The following is a 17552-nucleotide window of genomic DNA, read 5'->3' as shown; positions in this document are numbered from 1 at the left end:
GGATGCGAGTCGTCAAACCCCTCAAGGTCCCGGCGCTCACGCGCGTCGTCGAGGTCGCGCGGCGCCTCAGGTTCCACGTGGGCGCCATGATGGCGTTCCCCCTCGACGCGCCGCGCGCGCTCGTCGATGAGATGTCGTTCTGGCAGGCCGCGACGGCGGCGCTCGGGAGCCTCCCGCTCGACGACGGCATCACGAAGGCGCGCGGCGAGCTCCTCGTCGCGGGCCGGTGCTACGCCCCGGAGGGCCGCCGCGTCGGCGCGTCGTTCGTCCGGGCGCGGCTCGGCTCCGTCGACAAGCGCCTGGCCGTGCTGGGCGACCGGTACTGGAGCGGCCACGGCTTCACGGAGCCGGAGCCGTTCTCGGAGATGCCCATCGACTGGGCGCGCGCGCTCGGCGGGCCGAAGGACGCGGCGAACCCCTACGGGAAGGGGATCGAGGAGATCGAGCGCGGCGGGCAGCGCGTCCGCCCGCTGCCGAACGTGGAGCACTACGGCGCGCTGATCCGCTCGCCCGGCGACCGGCCAGGCCCGGCGTCCTTCCTCGCGATGGACGTGACGTTCGGCCAGCGCCGCGCCCGCGCGGGGACGTACGGCGCGGACTACGTCGAGAAGTGGGCGCCCGGCCTGCCGCCCGACGTCGATCCCGCCTTCTTCAACGTCGCGCCGAGCGATCAATGGCTGGCCGAGCCGCTCCGCGGCGACGAGGCGTTCCTCGTGGAGAACATGCACCCGACGCGCCCGCGCATCGAGGGCGCGCTCCCCGGCCTCGCCGCGCGCGTGCTCGTCACCCGCCGCGACGCGAGCGGGGAGGCGTTCCTGGAGCTGCCTGTCCGCTGCGACACGGTGTGGCTCTTCCCCTCGGCCAACCTCGGCGTCGTGATCTTCCACGGCTCGATGCCCGTGGCCGACGACGACGCAGGGGAGATCGTCGACCTCGTCGTCGCCTGCGAGGAGATCGGCCGCCCCCGGCCGATCGAGCACTACCGCGAGGCGCTCGCCCGGCGGATCGACAAGGACCGGGGCTCGATCGCGTCCCTCAGCGACAGCGATCTCATGCCGCCCCGCGAGTCGGGCGTCGCCGCGAACGTCGCCGGCATCGAGATGGTGCAGTGGCTCAAGAGCGAGAACCTCGCCATGCAGAACCTGCGGCGCGGCGCGGAGCGGGAGCGCGAGCGCCGCCGCGAGGAGCTGCTCGCGGACGGCATCGACCCGGCGCGATTCGGCCTCGACGCGCCGCTGCCGGAGGAGGAAGCGCCTCCGCCGGTCGACGATCTCGACGCGCTGGTGACGTACCTCGACGCGGCGTCGCGGAAGATGGAGGAGGAGAAGGAGAGGGCCGAGCGGCTGAAGAAGGAGGCCGAGGAGCGCTTGAAGGCGCAGGCCGCGGAGATGGACGTGTCCGAGGAGGCGCTCCGGCGCGGCCAGACCGGGGAGGAGCCGCCGGGCGGCCCGCCGCGCTTCTCGGCCAAGGCGCAGCTCCAGCAGTACGCAGAGCTGGCCGAGGCGGCGCGCCTCGGCGGCGTGCCGAACCTCGAGCTGGAGGCGATGCTCGCGGATCCAGGGTTCCCCGAGCAGCTGCTCCGCCTCGAGCAGGCGGCGCGCGAGGGCTACCGCGGCTCGGCGCACCTGCGATCCGCGGCCCTGCCGATGACCGCCGAGGCCTCGGAGATGGCGCGCGTCGTCGTCGACGCGGCGCGCGAGGCGGGCGAGCCGCTCGACGAGCGCGATCTCACCGGCGTGGACTTCCGCGGGGTCGACCTGCGGGGGATGCGCTTCGCGCGCGCGTTCCTCGAGGGGGCCGACCTGCGCGGCTGCGACCTCTCGGGCGCGGTGCTCGAGGGCGCGGTGCTCGCGAAAGCCGACCTCTCTGGCGCGAACCTGACGGGCGCGCGGCTCCGGGGCGCGAACCTGGGCAAGGCGAACCTCGAGGGCGCGGTGTTCGACGACGCCGATCTGACCGAGGCCGTCCTGATGGGCGCGAGGCTCGCCGGGGCGAGCCTGAAGCGGGCGAAGCTCGAGCGCGCCGACGCCCTCCAGGTGAGCTGGGGCGGCGTGGATCTCTCGGGCGCGGATCTCTCGCTCTGCTCGTTCCTCCAGACGAGCTTCGCCGGGGCGAACCTCGCCGGGGCGAACCTCGAGCGGGCGATGCTCCTCGAGTGCTCGCTCGACGGCACGGACTTCTCGGGCGCTCGGCTGCACAAGACGTCGTTGATGAGCTGCACCGGGGCGAAGGCCCGCTTCGCGGGGGCGCGCTTCTCCGAGGGGGTCGCCGTCCACAAGAGCGGCCTGCCGGAGGCCGACTTCCGCGACGCCGTGCTCGACAAGACCTGCTTCCGGACGACGGACCTGCGCGGCGCGCGGTTCGATCGAGCCCAGATGACGATGACCGATCTCTCCGAGGCGGACGCGACGGGCGCGACCTTCGACCGCGCCGTCATGAAGAACGCCCTCTTGATCCGGACGAACCTCGACCGCGCGTCGCTCCGCGGGTGCAACCTGACGGAGGCGATCCTCTCGAAATCGCGCCTGGCGGGGGCCGACTTCACGGGCGCGCAGCTCTGCCGGGCCGATTTCAGCCGCGCGCGCGGCGACAACCGCACGACGTTCGCCGAGGCGAGCGTCGAGTTCACCCGGTTCGACCGGCAGGCGGCGCCGGCTCCTGGAGGCGCGACATGAACCGCGACGAGGTGCTCGACAAGGTCCGCCACGGGGACCCGATCCAGGCCGTGGACATCTCCGGGCTCGACCTGACGGGCGCGGATCTCTCGGGCGCGGTGTTCGACCGGGTCCGCATGCCGCGCGTGATGCGGGGCGCGCTCGTCAAGGAGTCGACGTTCTCGGAGTGCGATCTGTCGGGCGTGGACGCGGCGGGCGTGGACCTGCACCTGACGACGTTCTTCCGGAGCCGCCTCGACGGGGCGACGCTCTCGGGGGCGAGGCTCATCGGCGCGACCTTCGTCGAGTCGAGCTTCGAGGGCGCGGCGCTGTCGGGCGCGGAGGCGCCCATCGCCAGCTGGACGACGTGCTCGCTGGAGCGCGCCTCGTTCGAGGGGGCGAACCTCGACCGGGCGAACCTCGTCGAGGTCAAGGCCGGCGGCGCGAACTTCTCTCGCGCGAACCTCGAGAAGGCGACGTTGTACAAGCTCGACCTGCGCACCGCGCTGCTCGACGGCGCGAACCTGACGCTCACGACGCTGGTCGAGGCGGCGCTGGGCGCGCGGGCGTTCCAGGGAACAAAGCTGTTCCGCACGCAGTTCATGCGCGGCAGCGTCGCTGGATCGAGCTTCGCGGGCTGCGACGCGACGCAGTGCAACTTCACCGGGGTCGACGTGTCCGACTGCGATTTCTCCGATGCGGTCCTGACGCAGGCGCTCTTCGTCGAGGCGAGCGCGGCGAAGGCGCGGTTTCCTCGGGCGAAGCTGCAGAACTCCATCTTCGAGCGGGCCGCGCTCGCGGAGGCCGACTTCTCGGGGGCGGAGCTCGTCGAGGCGTACCTCGCCTTCGCGTCGTGCGCCGGCGCGCGCTTCGTCGGCGCGAAGCTCGCGTACGCGGACCTCTCGCACTGCGACCTCTCGGGCGCGGACTTCACGCAGGCAGCGATGTTCCGCACCAAGCTGCACCGCGCTCGCCGCGACGGGGCGAAGGTGCCGGCGGGCGCGGGCTGGCTCGGCGACGACGAGAAGCTCGCCGCGATCGAGGACTGGAAGCCGCGCCGCGGCGGCGAGCGCGATGGGCAGCGCGCGTGACCGTGCCTGCTGCGCGCGCCGCGCGGAACCACGAGACACGAGTGCGCCCTGGGGCGAGGCCGCGTTCCACGAAATCCATTGATTTTTGCCGTGAAATCGTCGAAACTAGCGTTGCGGCGCGCACGTCCTGACCGGGCGGATCCAGGCCGAGGAGACCCGAGATGCAGAGCATGGCGGCCCGCGAGCCCCTGACGGTGGCACACGACGACAGCGCGCAGGACGACCTCCTGGCCGCGGTGGATCTGCCGGCGATCGAGCGGTCGCCCTCGCCGCGACGGGTGCCGTCGCTGGAGACGGGCGTCGTCCGGGGCACGGCGTCGGGGCTCGTTGTCGAGCTCGGCGGCGGGCCGGTCGCGGCGCGGCGCGCGAAGAGCTGCCTCGTCGCGCCGGACGCGGGGGATCGGGTGCTCTGCGCGGTGGAGGGCGAGCAAGTCTTCGTCCTCGCGGTGCTGGAGGGCGAGGCGGGCGCGACGACGCGGATCGTCGCCGAGGGCGATATGAAGGTGCAGGCGACGGGGCGGCTCGGGCTCGGCGCCGGCGACCAGATCGAGATCGCCGCCGCCAGGGAGGTCGGGCTGTTCGCGGGCAAGCTCCAGATCCGCGCGCAGGCGGCGGCGGCGGCGATCGAGGAGATCGGGCTCGTCGGCCGGTCGCTCGAGGCGCACTTCCAGAAGGCCGTCGTCGTCGCCGAGCGCATGGAAACGCGCGCCGACCGGCTCGTCCAGCGCGCGAAGCAGGCGTTCCGCTTCGTCGAGGCGCTCGAGCAGGTGCGCGCGGGCGTCTTCGATCTCCGCGCGGAGGGCCTCGCGGCGGTGCGTGGGGAGAACACGATCGTCGCCGCGCGGACGCTCGCGAAGCTCGACGGCGAGCAGGTCAAGATCGGCTGAAGGGGCGCGCCGCGCGAGGCCGCGGGCGCCAGCAACGACGAGGGGTGAAGCGATGCTCGCGAAGACGACCGCAGGGGGGATGTGCCTGGCGTTCCCGGACGTGTGCCTGACCCCGACGCCGGCCCCGGTGCCGATCCCGTACCCGAACATCTCGCTCCATCCGATGAGCGTGCTCTTCGTGCCGAACGTGCTCGTCACCTGCGCGCCGGCGCACAACATGCTGACGGTCGCGCCGCTCACGATGGGGGACAACCCGGGCGTCGCGCTCGGCGTCGCGTCCGGGATGGTGATGGGCCCGTCGCGCAACGTGACGGCGGCCTTCACGGTGATCGTCGGCTGCGCGCCCATGACGCGCCTGACGAGCATCTCGATCCAGAACAGCACGAACGCGCCGGGCATGGCCATCGTACCGAGCGTCACCACCGTCCTCGTGCTCGCGCCGTGAGGGTCGCGAGCAAGGGGTCCGCCACGGATTCAGGGACGGCGCCGGAGAAGAGCACGCTGACCGAGGCGCTCGCGAAGCTCGACGCGGCGATGCGCAGGCCGACGGGCAGCAGCGTCGATCCGGATCGGCGCCGCGTGGCGGCCCGGCTCGCGGATCTCGCTCGATGCGAGGACGACGAGCTCACGGCGTTCGCCAGGCGGCACCTGCCCGGCCGCGCGGCGGACGAGGCGGCGCTGCGCGCCGCGCGAGAGATGCTCCTGGCGATCGGCCGCGTCCTCGGTCCGGAGGGCGAGAGCGCCGAGGCGCTTGTCGTGCTGAAGGACGCGCACAGGGCGCTCGACGAGCGGCTGGCGGAGGCGAAGCGGGCCGCGGCGCAGCGCGCGGAGGACGAGGCGGCGGCGAAGCGCGCGGCGGAGGAGGCCGCCGCGACGACGGGCGCGCCGGCGCTGGTCGAGGCGCAGGGGCCGCTGTCTCGCCTGGGCGGGGGGCTGCCCTTCGTGCCGCCGACCGCGGCGAAGCATGAAGCGGAGGAGGTCACCGCGACGACGAGCGCGCCGGCGCTGGTCGAGGCGCAGGGGCCGCTGTCTCGCCTGGGCGGGGGGCTGCCCTTCGTGCCGGCGGCAGCGCCGATGGCGGCGCCGGCGGCGCCGATGCCGGCGCCGATGCCCGCGCCGATGGCGGTGCTGGGGTCAACGGCGGTGCCTGGGCCGGCGCCGCTCGGTGTGCCCGCGCCGATCGCAGCACCCACGCTGGCACCGATGGCAGTACCTGTGGCCGCGCCCGCATCTGTGGCCGCGCCCGCACCTGTGGCCGCGCCCGCACCTGTGGCCGCGCCCGAGCCCCCTCCGGCGCCTGCGTCCACACCTGCACCCCAATCCGTCACCCAGCCCGCGATCGTGCCTGTTCCCGCGCCTGCGTCGGTTCCTCGGACGGACCCGCCGGTGAGCGGCGCGGAGTCGAAGCCCCTGAGCAAGACGCTCCCCGATTCGCCGCGGGTCATCGACTCGGCGCTGCCCTTCATCCCGGTGGCCTCCGAAGAGCGCCCTCGGCCGTCCGTCGCTCGTTTCGACTCGGCGCTGCCGTTTCAGCCCGTCGCCAGCCCCGATGGACAGCCGGTGCGCGAGCCTGGTCCGGCGCCCGCGCACCACTCCGCGGCGGTGCCGCTCCACGACGAGCGTCATTCCGTTGCGGCCACGCCGAGCGCGCAGGCCGCTGCCACGGCGAGCCCGTTGCCGGTCGCTGCGTCGAGTGCGCCGCCGGTCGCCGCGCCGAGCGCGCCGCTGGTCGCCACGCCGAGCGCGCCGCTGGTCGCCGCGCCGAGCGTGCCGCCGGCCGCCGCGTCGGGCGCGCCGCCGGCCGCCGCGCCGAGCGCGCCGCTGGTCGCCGCGCCGAGCGCGCCGCTGGTCGCCGCGCCGAGCGCGCTGCCGGCCGCCACGCCGAGTGTCCCGCCCGCCTCCACGCCGGCCCCCGGGAGCGTGAGCGACCCGCTCAGCGCGCGCCCGCCACCCTCGCTCACGCTCAACCAGTACGCCGGGCTCGTCGTCGCGTGCGAGCTGTACCCCGCCTACGTGGAGAGCACGAACGCACGCTACGGGGTGCCGACCCCCGCGGCGCGCGCCTCGCTCGACGCCTTCTGGGCAGGCCGCTTCGCAGCAGATCCCGCCCTTGCCCAGCGCTGGCCCGAGCTCTGCGAGGCCGCGCGCAGGTACTTCCTGCAATCGCGCTGAACGCCGGCGCCGCACGCGCAGCGCCTCGCAGGAACACCTCGTGAAGCGGCGCCGGCGTTCAGCCGGCGGCGCTCGAGCAGGCTCGGATGAGCTCGGCCACGAGCGGCGGCAGCCGACCGGCGAGCGCGGCGCGCTCCGGCTGGAACAGCGTGGCGACGAAGAACGGATGGCCGTCGAGCTCCACGGCGCGCACGTCGCCGGCGTCGTCCTCGGCGCCGATGCGCAGCGGGCCCGAGACCAGCGCGGCCCGGAACTCCGGGTTCAGGCCGTAGCGGCACCGATATCCTTCCGTGGCCTCAGGGCGGCCGTACGCCCGCGCGATGCGGGTTCCGGCGTTGAAGCGAATCGTGCCGGTGGCCTCCACCAGCGAGCACGCAAGCGGCGCGATCACCGCGCGCTGCGCCTCCGGCGCGGTCTCCGCGTGCTCGGCGTCCGACCAGCCCAGCGCATGGCGCGCGTACTCGACGACCGCGTGCTGGAAGCCCCCGCAGGTGCCGAGGAACGGGCGCCGCTGCTCGCGGGCGAAGCGGATCGCGCGCAGCGCGCCATCCATGCTCCGGTACGGGCTCGCCGGAACGCACCACAGGGCGTCGTAACGAGCCACCCGCGAGGCGTCGGTCACCTCCTCGGTCGGCACCCATTCAAAGGAGAGCGGCACGGATAGCGCCTCTCCCGCCAGCCGCAGCGCCACCGGGATGGCCCGGTGGGCCGTCACGGCGTCGTCGTGGTCACCGATGAGCCCAACATGAAGCATCGTCTGCATCGTAGCCTCAGCGCCGCCAGGTGTACGGCGGCGCGGTCGTCACCTCGGTGACCGTCGAGACGCCCGCCCAGTCGGCGGGGACGAACCCGTAGAACGTGTTGCTCGATTTCGATGTGGCGACGAACTCGACATCCCCGAGCAGCTTTGCTGTTCCGGAGACGGACTGGCCATCGCCGAACCAGCCGAGCGGGTAGAAGGTGGTCTGCACGTTCGCCGAGCCGCTCACGTTGAACCCGCGCGCCTGGATGCCCGAGCCGCGTTGCCCGACCAGGCTGAGCGCGCCGACACGGCCGCCGGAGATAACGCCGTTGACGATGGTCGCGTGATCCTCGACGCGGACGTCGCCGCTCACCTCTCCGCCGAGGGGATGGTCGCGTAAGGACCGACGTAGACGCTCGACGGCGTGCCCGCGGGCGCGCAGCCGCCGCCGTTCGCGTGCCTCGTCGTGCCCCGCGGACACGCATCGAGCTGACCGTCCTGAAAGCCGGCGGGCCACGCTCCGACGAGCTCCACCATGTACGGATAGCGATAGATCGACGGGTACGCTGGCCCGTCCGACGGCTTCGTCCAGACCAGCTTCTGGTATTCGGCGTCGCGACCACGACCAGGTAGACGTTGCCCGCCGGGGCTGACGCAGAAGTCCATTTCGCCGTCGCTCCCGCGCTGCAGAGGGCTGTAGCGCGATGTGGTCAGCTCCGGGTCCGTCGCGACGAGGCCCCAGCGCCAGCCGGAGTCGGCGCCAGCCTGCGTCACGCCCCGGAACACAACGCGCACGCTGGTCGCGTCCGATTTCGGGTGCAGGCGCACGACGTTGTAACCCCAGCGCTGCGGTGCCCAGTGATACGGCGAGACGAAGCGGCGATTCTGAGCCCAGTCCGCGTCGAGCGCCTCGAGGCGCGTGAGACGAAGCCGGCGATCGGTGCGGCCGTTCGACGTCATGTCGGCCTCGATCGAGCCGTATTTCGTCGATACACGCCGGAGGGATCGCCTCCGTCCGTGGGCGGAGGGTCCTTGTAGTCCCAGGTGATGTTGTGCATCGCCCACTCGCCGAACTCGTCGTTGAGCCGCTCGAGGTCCCAGCCACGGCTCAGCATGAGCTTCTGCCATGGGTCCCCTTGGCCGCGCGGCGCCTCGTAGGCCCACATGTCGTTGACGGCGCTGTAGCAGTGCTTGTCCTTCAGGAACTCGAAGAACTGCCAGTTGCAATAGCGATTCCGGGTGTTGCCGTAGTAGAGGTGCGGCATGTTCGGCAGCATGTCCGAGCAGTGCACGTTGTCCCGCCCTATCTGATGCGGCATCCAGTTCGCGTGGCTCTCGAAGATCCAGCAGCCGTCGCCGCCGCAATCGGGGAACGCCTGCGTCGTCGACTGCACGCCGTGCATGAACTCATGCGCGAGCCCCCACGGGTCGCGGGCGGCGTCGGGGCCGATCCACATCCCCGTGTAGTTGACGCCGTTGCGGCTCCACCCGCCGCCCCAGAGCGGGAAGCTGTTGTCGAAATGGACCGCGGCCTTCCACTTGTCCGCTGATCTGCAGTACGGCTCGGGGAAGAAGATGGGACTGCCGAAGTACCCGCTCCAGATGCTCTCGAGCGTGTCCGCCGCCTCCTCCGCCTGGCTCAGGTCGATGTCCGTCCCCTCGGGCCAGTAGAAGGCGAAGTGCGCCGACTCGTGGCGCAGCGGCGCGCGCGTCTCGCCGCCGTCGCGCGGCGCCCTCCAGGTGCCTGCCGTGCAGCTGGCCCCCGCGGTCTGGCAGCTCGTCGCCCACGCCGTGCTCGTCGTGCCCTGCTCGCAGGCGCCAGGGTTGCCGCTTGCAGCCCCGGTCGAGCCGCCGGTTCCCGCCGCCTCGGCCGTCGATTCACCGGTGCCGCCGGCGCTGCTGGTGCTGCTGGTGCTGCCGGTGCTGGCTGCGCCTGACGTCGCCGTCCCTGAGGTCGCCGTCGTGCCGCCGCCGGACCCTGATCCCGGAGCAGGTTCCTCCGAAGCCTGACCGCACGCCGCGAGGAGCGCGGAACTACAGACCGACCCAGGTTGAGACATGATCCAGATTGGACCCGAAGGCCCGACCCAGATCGGAGACTCGACGCAGGTCGTTCCAAGACCCGACCTAGATTTGCTCCCAAATCTTAACCTAGGTTGGGTTTGGATTGGATGGGGGAGAGGTTGGTGGAAGGGGATGGGCTGCGATGTCTGGAGGTGGTGAAAATAACATCCGAGGTGGAAGACGGCATGGCGGTCGCCACCTCTGGCGCAGTGATCGCCACGTGTGGGGCGTGGCAAGTGCTCGAAATGATTGACTACAATCTCTGGCACAGCGTTTGTTGATACGGACGGGCCATGAGCCACCCCCGCGAGATCTCGCCCGGCGCTACCTATATGATCACCCGTCGCGTCTTGCGTCGGCACCTGCTCTTGCGCCCCGACGCAGCGATCACCCAGCTCTTGGTCTACGCCCTCGCGGTCTCGGCCCGTCGCTTCCGGATCGAAGTACACGCGTTCTGCGCGATGTCAACCCATCTACACCTGGTCGTGACGGATGTGAATGGCGTCCTGCCGCGCTTCTTGCAGTTCTTTCATCGCATTGTGGCGCTCGGAACCAAGGTGCTTCGCGCGTGGGAGGGACCGGTATGGGACCACGAAGCCACGAGCGTTGTGCGCCTCCTGACGCGCGCTGCAGTCGTGGAGAAGATCGCCTACGTGCTCGCGAACCCTGTGGCCGCTGGCCTCGTCCGGCATGCGCGTGAGTGGCCGGGGGCGAAAGTCGATGTGAGAGAGCTCGGCTGCGGCGTGCTGCATGCGGCGCGTCCTGTGGCGTATCTTGATCCGGAAAATCCACAGTGGCCCGAGGAAGTGATGCTGCCTCTCGCGCTGCCACCGGCGGTCGAGCAGGACGGCATCGATGACTTTCGGCACTTGGTCGCCGCCGCGCTCAAGGAACAGGAGGCGCAGGCCCATGCGGCGCTGCAGCGGCAAGGGCGTCGCTTTCTTGGTGCTGAGCGAGTCAGCAAGATCTCCCCGTACGAGCGCGTCACGAGCTTCGAGGCGCTGGGCGAACGTAATCCGACCTTCGCCGTTGGCCGCGAGCAGGGTGATGCACGGCGAATCGCTGGTGCTGCGGTGCGGGCGTTTCGTGCGTCGTACCGCGCGGCGCTTGAACGGTGGCGCGCCGGGGTACGCGGTGTGGTGTTCCCGGCGGGAACCTGGTGGATGCGCACGTTCCACGGCGCCAGCGTGACGGACCTCAGGCTCGTGGTGTAGATACCGCATGGCGCCGTTCTCCGCGATGCGAGAAGCGCGGGAACGGGTTCGGCGCGTTGTTGTCGTGTCGTGGAGGACGTCCGTCTGGAAAAGCCGGAGCGGGCGGAGCGCTTGTCTGGCGCTGCGCGTACGCCCAAGAGTGGGGTATGCCGGGTCGAGTGCGTATGCGGCGATTGGAGCGGTGACTTTAGATAGGCTCTGACTGACAGGGCGGCGCTGATGGGTCGATAGGTGAGGCGAAGCGATTGAATCAACCCCGGTCATTTATGGATTGGGGGCGCGCAGATCCGGTGACCGACAACCCGGGTCGAGTTTTCTCTTGCGTACGCTTTCGTTCGATGGCTCAACCCGTTCGATGGCTCAACCCGGGTGGGTCGTGCTGCGGGTCGGTCGGGTGATGATGGCTCAACCTGGGTCGGTCGGGGGTGGGGCGGGCCGCTGGGCCGCTGGGCCGCTCTCACCTGTACATACGGTCGATCCGCTCTTCGGGGGTGCGCGGGTCGAGCAGCAGGAGCGTTAGGTAGAACGCCCACTCCAGCGGCTTCATCGCGAGATAGACGAGATCCGCAGCCCAAGCGGCGCCGATGTATCGGCTCACGGGCAGCCCCATCCGGTCGTAGAGCTGGCGCGCCGCGCGGCCGAAGCGCGGCCAGCGCTCGTGCAGCAGATCCTCGAAGGCGTTGGCGATGGCGAGCTGGCGATTGACGAGGATCGGCGTGCCGCCCCGCCGTCCGAGCCGGATCGGGCGCACAAGCCAGGCGTGGCCGCGCGCAGCGACGGTGCACAAGTAGTGGCAATCACCGGGCAGCTTCACGATCGGGAGCTGCGACAGCGTGTACCCGCATGTGCGGGTGAAGACCTGGAGGGCGGCTGCCGGATGTCCCAGCCAGGCCGCGTGCAGGACGGCGTGAACCCCGAGCAGCAGCGGGGAAGCCGCGAGGGCGCGCCACAACGTGGGTCGGTGAATCGCGGGCCGCGGCGGGAGCGGGACTTGCGGCGGCCCCGCGCGATAGGCGGGATCGGCAGCGGCCAACGGAGCGGGCGCGCTGGCCTCGACGCCCCGCCTCAAGAGGCGAGCGCGCAGCTCGGCGGAATAGAAGACGACAGTGAACACCGGCGCTACGCACGGCAGGAGCAGCGGCGGCACGAGCAGGCCGGCCGCGACCCAGGGGCCGAAGTGCACCGCCAGCAGGACGTGGAGCGCAATTCCGACGAGCAGCGCTGCATGGACGACGAGCTCTGCAGGGCCAGGCAGCGCTTCTTTCCGGCGCCGTGACACGACATAGGCGAGCGCGGTGAGGGCGTGCAGCGCGATCAGGCCGTGGACTTCCGGCTCGGCGAGCGGCCGGAACGCCGTGGTGCCGGCGTCGCATGCCGAGACAGTGCACGTCCCGGGGGCATCATGGCTGTACGCCAGGCCCCAGGCGGGCAGGAGGAGCAGCGTGAGCACCTCGGCCGCCACCTGGAAGGGGTCGCGCCCCCGGCGTCGTATCGCGCGGTATGTCCATACGGTCAGGCCGATCCAACCGGCCAGCCCGAGCGCTCCGGCGGCGAAGATCGCGGCATCGAGTCGGACGAGCTGTCCCGCGCCGAAGAGCAGCGCCGCGAGCGCCGGAACGCCGTAGCCGGTGGCCACCAACGCGGCGAGGGCACCGTCTGTCAGTGAGAAGGGCCGCTCGGTCGGTGGCTGCTGCGGTCCGGTCGGTGACTGCTGTGGCCCGGGCGGTGACTGCTGCGGCTCGGTCGGTGGCTGCTGCGGCATGCGTCCACCATGCTAACGGCTCCAGTCCCAGGAGATCCATCCTGCGAGGTGGAGCGCGCGTGCCCATCGCCGTGACGTGGTTGGGTCCCGCGACGGCCCATGGCCCGTGGCGTGGTTGGGTCCCGCGACGCGCATCGCTCGTGACGTGGTTGCGTCCCGCGATGTCCCGCGATGGTTCCCGCGACGCGATGGACCGCGGGACGCGGCGCTAGCGCCCCGCGGGGCCGATCCGGCGGCCTTCGGTCGGAGGCTTCGGCCTGGAGGGCGTCTCCAGCACGAGCTCGCCGCCGTGGGTCAGCACGTGCCAGCGCGGATCCCGGGGTTCGGGGGGCGGGAGCCCCACCCTTCCTTTGACGTCCGGCGCAGGATTTGGACGCACGCGGAACCGCACCTGCCCGTCCCGCATCTCCATCAGCGTCAGGTCCTGGGAGACCTCCACGTCGCGCGCCAGGGGGAGCGCCGGCTCGAGCAGGAGCAGCGTGCCATCCTGCGCCGCGGCGATCCACTTGAGCGCCTCGGCCGGGGTCGCCTGGCTCCCTTCCGCGTGCCATGCACCTTGCGCGCCCCGCACGAAGAGGGTCGCGCCCCCGCCGCTTCCGCGGCAGATCAGCACGCCGATGCCGGCCGCGTTGTGCAGCGCGACCAGCTGCGGGCACCCCTCAGGCGCCGCGACTGGCATCACGGTGCTCGCGATGTGGTCGACGACCGCGAACGTCGGTGGCCGCCTGAGGTGCGCGGCGCAGGCGCTGCCGGGCGGTCGCGCGCTCGTTGGTTCGCAGATCCCGTCGCCGAACGTCGCGATTTGTGTGCGTGTCGGCTGTGGCCGCGGCGTGGCGCTTTCGAGCAGGCAGAGCGCGCCTCCGCACGAGACGCCAGCCGCGCCCATGAGTCCGATACCGCCCACGACGCCCCCGTCGTCGCTTTTGCACCGCGGCTCCCGCCCGATCGCGGTGTCGCCGCGCCGGGGCGGCTCGGGCGCTGGCGGGGCGACGGATGAGCGGAACGAGCCGGCCTCGATGACGCGGATCGCGGGGGAGAGGTGCAGCGCGATGCCCAACGTGGGTCGGGCGTACAAGGACGCGGTATATAAGGACGCAGCAGCGGTCCTGGTCCACGCTTGGCCGTCGCGGCTCAGCACGGCGGGGCAGTTCGCATTGCCGTTCCAGATCCAGGATCCTGCGCGCTCCATCGATCGCGGCTGGAACGCAGATCGCTTCCAGGTCTGCCCGCGATCCAGCGAGAGGAACGTGTCGGGCGCCACCGGCTGCTGACCACGCGCCGGCGCCTGGACCACGGCCGCGAGCACGCCGTCGGGTCGCACGAGCACCGCGCGCACCGCCTTGCCAGGCGCGACGACGGCCGAGGTGAAGCTGCGGCCCTCGTCGGCGGAGACGCTGACGCGCTCTCCGGCCGCGGCCGCGATGAGGGCGCCGGCGGCGTCCCAGGCCGTCGCGCCAGGCACGCTGCCGCGCGGCTCGAAGCCGTCCGCCCTCAGCGCATCGCGGACGCCGGCGGCACGGTGGAGCGCGCCCTCCGGCGTGGCCGCATAGAGCGCGTCGATCTGCGGGCCGCCGACCCCAACCCAGGTGAAGCCTGCGGGCAGCTTCAGTGGGCCGACGACGCCGAGCTTCTCGTCGACCGCGAACGCTCCGCCCGCAGGGTCGGCGCCGCCTCCCTTCGCGGCGAAGATCGCCACGTGCTCGCCGAGGGCGATCTCGGTGTGCTCGCGGAACGGGTCCCGACCGGCCCTGGCCCGCTCCTGCTCTCCCAGGGGCGGCTCGACCCAGGTTGCCGGCGGGATGGCGGCGATCGGCAACGCCAGCGGAGCCGAGGGATCCACGGCCGGCGCGCTCGCGGCGCGCGCGGGCGCTTCCAGCGGGGCGGGGGGATGGCGACCCAGGCCGGCGCGAGCGCCGCGGGGGCCGACCCGGCGGCGGGACCACACGAAGCCACGAGGAGCGGGAGGGGGAGGAGCGCGAGCCGCGAAGCCATCATGCAGGGAGGGTCACCTGGGCCACCTTTACCAGGCCCCCCGACGGGGATCACCAGGCGGGCGGTCGCCATGGGCCCCGCTGGCCATCGCCTCGGCCATCTGCTGAGCTGGACCCGTGCGCACACCGCGAACGCCGAGCCCCGCGAGCCTGTGCGCCGGACGAGCTGCAGGCGGCGCCCGCTCCTCGCCACGGCTCACCGACGTTGGGCGTGCAGGCGACGTGACGGGCGCGTGCGCCCCACGGACCACCGTGGAGCGAAGGCGCTTTGCCATCCTGGTCACGGCAGCGTGCGTCGCGGCGTGCACGCGAGAGCGCTCGTCCGGAGCGCCCGCCCAGACATCGCTCCCCATCCAAGCGTCGATCGCCGCCCCGCAACCCTCCGCGACGCCGCCGCCGGCGCCCGCACCGAGCGCCACCGTCGATGCGCCGTCGTGCACCCCGCACGACCGACCCACGAAGCTGTACTGGACGGAGGGGTGTTGCACGCCGGTCGTCGCCAAGGACGTTGTCGCGTGCCTCTCGGAGGCCGAGCGCGCCGCCGTCGGGTATGTGTCGGCCGAGCTCGTGAGCCACTGCGAGTGGGCCGAGCTGCCGGCCGACGACGCGAGAGGTCACCTGGACTGCCCGTATACCTCGGCCCTGGGCTTTGGCTATCAGTGCGAGGACAAACACCGAGATTTTCTGCGCCGCTGGTTCCAGGAAGACATGCCGAGCAGGTGTTCGCAGAAGCCGGATGCAGCATATCAACAGGAGGTCCTCGTCGAGCTCAATTTCTCCACCGTCGGCACGCGCACGACCGTCGACTACGACGCTGCCGGCACGACGGGGCCCGGCGGCAAGTCCTGGGCTTGGACCGAGACGCTCGTGTTCGAGCCCCGGGGAATCGAGCGGATGAAGCTTGTGCGCCGGACGGCCAAGGGAGACCGGCCGAAGGCATATTAGGCTGCACGATTGCCCGACGTCCGGAAATAGCTCGAAGGTGCGAACGCTCCTTCGGGGCCTGTGGCGTCGGAGCGAGGGATCCAGTCAATGGCGAGCGACCCCGAGGCCGGTGGGAGCCAAGAGGGTCGTCGCATGCAGGGCGGCGTCCACGCGCGAGGCGCGCCGTGACAGCCCTGCTTCTTCCGGGGATCTCCTGAAGATCGCGTCGAGGAGCACGCCGGCGAGGCGGCCGACCTCCGGGACCTCCCTGGCCCGTGGGCGCGGCAGATCCACCGCGACGCTCTCCACGATGCGCCCCTCGTCGAACACCAGCACGCGATCTCCGAGCAGGACCGCCTCCTCCACGTCGTGCGTCACCAGGATGGCCGTGAAGCGGCGCTGCGCCCACAGCGACTCGACGAGGCGTTGCGCCCCGATCCGCGTCAGGGCGTCGAGCGCGCCGAACGGCTCGTCGAGCAGCAGCACCTTCGGGTCGTGGACGAGCGCGCGCGAGGGCGACCCGCTGCCGCTGACCTCCCGAGAGCACGCCCGGGTAGTCGTTCAGCCGATCTCCGAGCCCGACCCGGTCGAGCACGTCGCGCGCGCGTCGCGCCCTCTCGGCCCGCCGATGCACGTGTTCTCCAGCACCGTGCGCCAGGGCAGCAGCCGGGGCTCCTGGAAGACGACGCGCACCGCCTCGCGCGCCGCGACCTCCCTCGAGGCCAGGACGCGCGCCGCGCCGCGCGTCGGCTGCTCGAGGCCGCACAGGACGCGGAGCAGCGTGCTCTTGCCCGAGCCGCTCCGCCCGACGATCGTCACGAACTCGCCAGGGCGGATGTCGAGCTCGATGCCCGAGAGCGCGAGCCGGTCGCCGTACCGCTTGTCGACCTGCTCCAGCACGACACGCGCGCCGGCGGTCTGATCGCCCGAACCGCTCATTCGCTCACCTCGCCTCGAGCCGCTGCAGCGGCGGCTGCCACGGCAGGAGCCGGCGCTCGAGCCACCGCGCCAGCGAGTCGGCCAGCTTGCCGAGGATGGCCCAGAGCACGATCGTGAGCACCAGGAGATCCATCTGCATGAACTCGCGGGCGTTCATCGCGACATAGCCGAGGCCCTGGCTCGCGCCGAGCGTCTCCGCGACGATGAGCACGAGCCACGAGAGCCCGAGCGCAAAGCGCAGACCCACGAGGATCGAGGGGAGCGCGCCAGGGAAGATGACCTCGCGGTAGAGCGCGAACCCCCGCACGTCATAGACCTGCGCCATCTCGATGAGCTGCGGATCCACGCTGCGCACGCCGTGGAACGTGTTCAGGTAGACGGGGAACAGCACCGTGATCGCGACGATGAAGAGCTTCGCGGTCTCGCCGAGCCCGAACCACAGGATCACGAGCGGCACGAGCGCCAGCGCGGGGATCGCCCGGAGCATCTGCAGCGGCCCGTCGATGACCAGCTGCAGCGGGCGCGAGAGCCCCGTGCCGAGGCCGAGCGCGAGCCCGACGGCCGCGCCGACGACGAGCCCGCCCACCGCCCGCAGCGCGCTCACGCCGAGGTGCGCGGGCAGATCGCCGCTCCTCGTGGCGTTCGAGGCGGCCACGAGCACCTCGACCGGCGACGGCAGCAGGCTCTGCGGGATGATCTGCAGCCGCGACAGCCCTGGGCGCCGGCGCGTCGCTGGCGGCATAGACGAAGGGCACGCCGCCCGCCTGCGCGAACACCGGCGGCGTCTCGCCGACGTGGCCGACGTCCACGGCGCCCGCGCGCATCGCCTCGAGCAGCGGAGGACCGGCCTGAAACTCGACCCACTCGGCGCGGGCGTTCCTCGCCTCGAGCGCCTTCGTCAGGGCCTCCGCGCGCTCCTTGAGGAGAAACGGCGTGCCGATCTTCTGGTACCCCAGCCGCACCACCACCGCCGCCCGCGTGTCCTCGGCCGCCTGCCCGGCGTTCGCCGCCTTCTCGCCCGTGGCGCCCGCCTCGCCGCCGTCGCGGCCGCACCCGAGCAGCAACAAGCTCGAGAGAGCTGCGCAGCCCAGCAGCGCGGAGCGGACCGTCGT

The 17552-nt window shown here is 72.1% G+C and carries 16 protein-coding genes; 7 read left to right on the top strand and 9 right to left on the bottom strand.

What is annotated here, in order from left to right; genetic code table 11:
• The first annotated feature begins 2 nt into the window (after window positions 1-2).
• The 5 genes from WME95_RS27485 (at window position 3) to WME95_RS27465 (ending at window position 6804) form a co-directional block, all read left to right on the top strand.
• Complete coding sequence (locus WME95_RS27485; RefSeq protein WP_437902346.1) at window positions 3-2675, top strand: DUF2169 domain-containing protein; 2673 nt, start codon at window positions 3-5, stop codon at window positions 2673-2675.
• Window positions 2672-3745: a pentapeptide repeat-containing protein gene (locus tag WME95_RS27480; protein ID WP_437902345.1), complete on the top strand. Its 1074-nt coding sequence runs from the start codon at window positions 2672-2674 to the stop codon at window positions 3743-3745. The genes WME95_RS27485 and WME95_RS27480 overlap by 4 nt, the downstream gene beginning before the upstream one ends.
• A gap of 161 nt (window positions 3746-3906) precedes the next feature.
• Complete coding sequence (locus WME95_RS27475) at window positions 3907-4632, top strand: DUF3540 domain-containing protein (protein WP_437902344.1); 726 nt, start codon at window positions 3907-3909, stop codon at window positions 4630-4632.
• 52 nt (window positions 4633-4684) lie between these two features.
• Entirely contained in the window at window positions 4685-5077 is a 393-nt protein-coding gene (locus WME95_RS27470) for a DUF4150 domain-containing protein (protein ID WP_012237562.1), read from the top strand.
• On the top strand, window positions 5074-6804 hold the full coding sequence (locus WME95_RS27465) for a hypothetical protein (protein ID WP_437902343.1): 1731 nt from the start codon (window positions 5074-5076) through the stop codon (window positions 6802-6804). Before WME95_RS27470 ends, WME95_RS27465 begins: the two co-directional genes overlap by 4 nt.
• 58 nt (window positions 6805-6862) lie before the next feature.
• Here the strand turns inward: WME95_RS27465 and WME95_RS27460 are convergent, their stop codons facing one another.
• From WME95_RS27460 to WME95_RS27445, 4 genes are read right to left on the bottom strand one after another with little or no spacing between them, the layout of a single operon-like run.
• Window positions 6863-7567, bottom strand: coding sequence for a CTP synthase C-terminal region-related (seleno)protein (locus WME95_RS27460; protein ID WP_437902342.1), 705 nt, complete (start codon window positions 7565-7567; stop codon window positions 6863-6865).
• Window positions 7568-7574: 7 nt separating this feature from the next.
• The gene (locus WME95_RS27455; RefSeq protein WP_437902341.1) at window positions 7575-7919 is read right to left on the bottom strand and encodes a hypothetical protein; all 345 of its coding nucleotides are present in this window, start codon (window positions 7917-7919) and stop codon (window positions 7575-7577) included.
• On the bottom strand, window positions 7916-8506 hold the full coding sequence (locus WME95_RS27450; RefSeq protein WP_437902340.1) for a DUF6055 domain-containing protein: 591 nt from the start codon (window positions 8504-8506) through the stop codon (window positions 7916-7918). Before WME95_RS27450 ends, WME95_RS27455 begins: the two co-directional genes overlap by 4 nt.
• Window positions 8503-9606, bottom strand: coding sequence for a DUF6055 domain-containing protein (locus WME95_RS27445; protein ID WP_437902339.1), 1104 nt, complete (start codon window positions 9604-9606; stop codon window positions 8503-8505). Before WME95_RS27445 ends, WME95_RS27450 begins: the two co-directional genes overlap by 4 nt.
• Window positions 9607-9903: 297 nt before the next feature.
• Here WME95_RS27445 and WME95_RS27440 point away from each other — a divergent pair, with 297 nt between their 5' ends.
• Window positions 9904-10824: a transposase gene (locus WME95_RS27440; RefSeq protein WP_437902338.1), complete on the top strand. Its 921-nt coding sequence runs from the start codon at window positions 9904-9906 to the stop codon at window positions 10822-10824.
• A gap of 457 nt (window positions 10825-11281) precedes the next feature.
• Here WME95_RS27440 and WME95_RS27435 read toward each other — a convergent pair whose 3' ends face one another.
• Both WME95_RS27435 and WME95_RS27430 read right to left on the bottom strand, forming a co-directional pair.
• A complete protein-coding gene (locus tag WME95_RS27435; RefSeq protein ID WP_437902337.1) occupies window positions 11282-12460 on the bottom strand; it encodes a DUF6688 family protein in 1179 nt (392 codons plus the stop codon).
• Between the two features lie 334 nt (window positions 12461-12794).
• On the bottom strand, window positions 12795-14426 hold the full coding sequence (locus tag WME95_RS27430; RefSeq protein WP_437902336.1) for a hypothetical protein: 1632 nt from the start codon (window positions 14424-14426) through the stop codon (window positions 12795-12797).
• 403 nt (window positions 14427-14829) lie between these two features.
• Here WME95_RS27430 and WME95_RS27425 point away from each other — a divergent pair, with 403 nt between their 5' ends.
• Window positions 14830-15522 carry a hypothetical protein gene (locus tag WME95_RS27425; protein WP_437902335.1) on the top strand — a complete coding sequence of 231 codons (693 nt, stop codon included), beginning with the start codon at window positions 14830-14832 and terminating at the stop codon, window positions 15520-15522.
• Between the two features lie 84 nt (window positions 15523-15606).
• Here the strand turns inward: WME95_RS27425 and WME95_RS27420 are convergent, their stop codons facing one another.
• The 3 genes from WME95_RS27420 to WME95_RS27410 form a co-directional block, all read right to left on the bottom strand.
• Window positions 15607-15987, bottom strand: coding sequence for a hypothetical protein (locus WME95_RS27420; RefSeq protein ID WP_437902334.1), 381 nt, complete (start codon window positions 15985-15987; stop codon window positions 15607-15609).
• Window positions 15988-16062: 75 nt separating this feature from the next.
• Window positions 16063-16440 (bottom strand): ATP-binding cassette domain-containing protein, encoded by a 378-nt coding sequence (locus tag WME95_RS27415; protein WP_437902333.1) that lies wholly within the window; start codon window positions 16438-16440, stop codon window positions 16063-16065.
• Window positions 16441-16444: 4 nt separating this feature from the next.
• On the bottom strand, window positions 16445-17182 hold the full coding sequence (locus WME95_RS27410) for an ABC transporter permease subunit (RefSeq protein ID WP_437902332.1): 738 nt from the start codon (window positions 17180-17182) through the stop codon (window positions 16445-16447).
• Between the last annotated feature and the right edge of the window lie 370 nt (window positions 17183-17552).

The organism is Sorangium sp. So ce327 (assembly GCF_051530205.1).
Classification (GTDB): Bacteria; Myxococcota_A; Polyangia; order Polyangiales; family Polyangiaceae; genus Sorangium; species Sorangium cellulosum_B.
The sequence above is the reverse complement of the archived record's forward strand: the minus strand, read 5'-3'. Positions and strand labels throughout refer to the sequence as shown.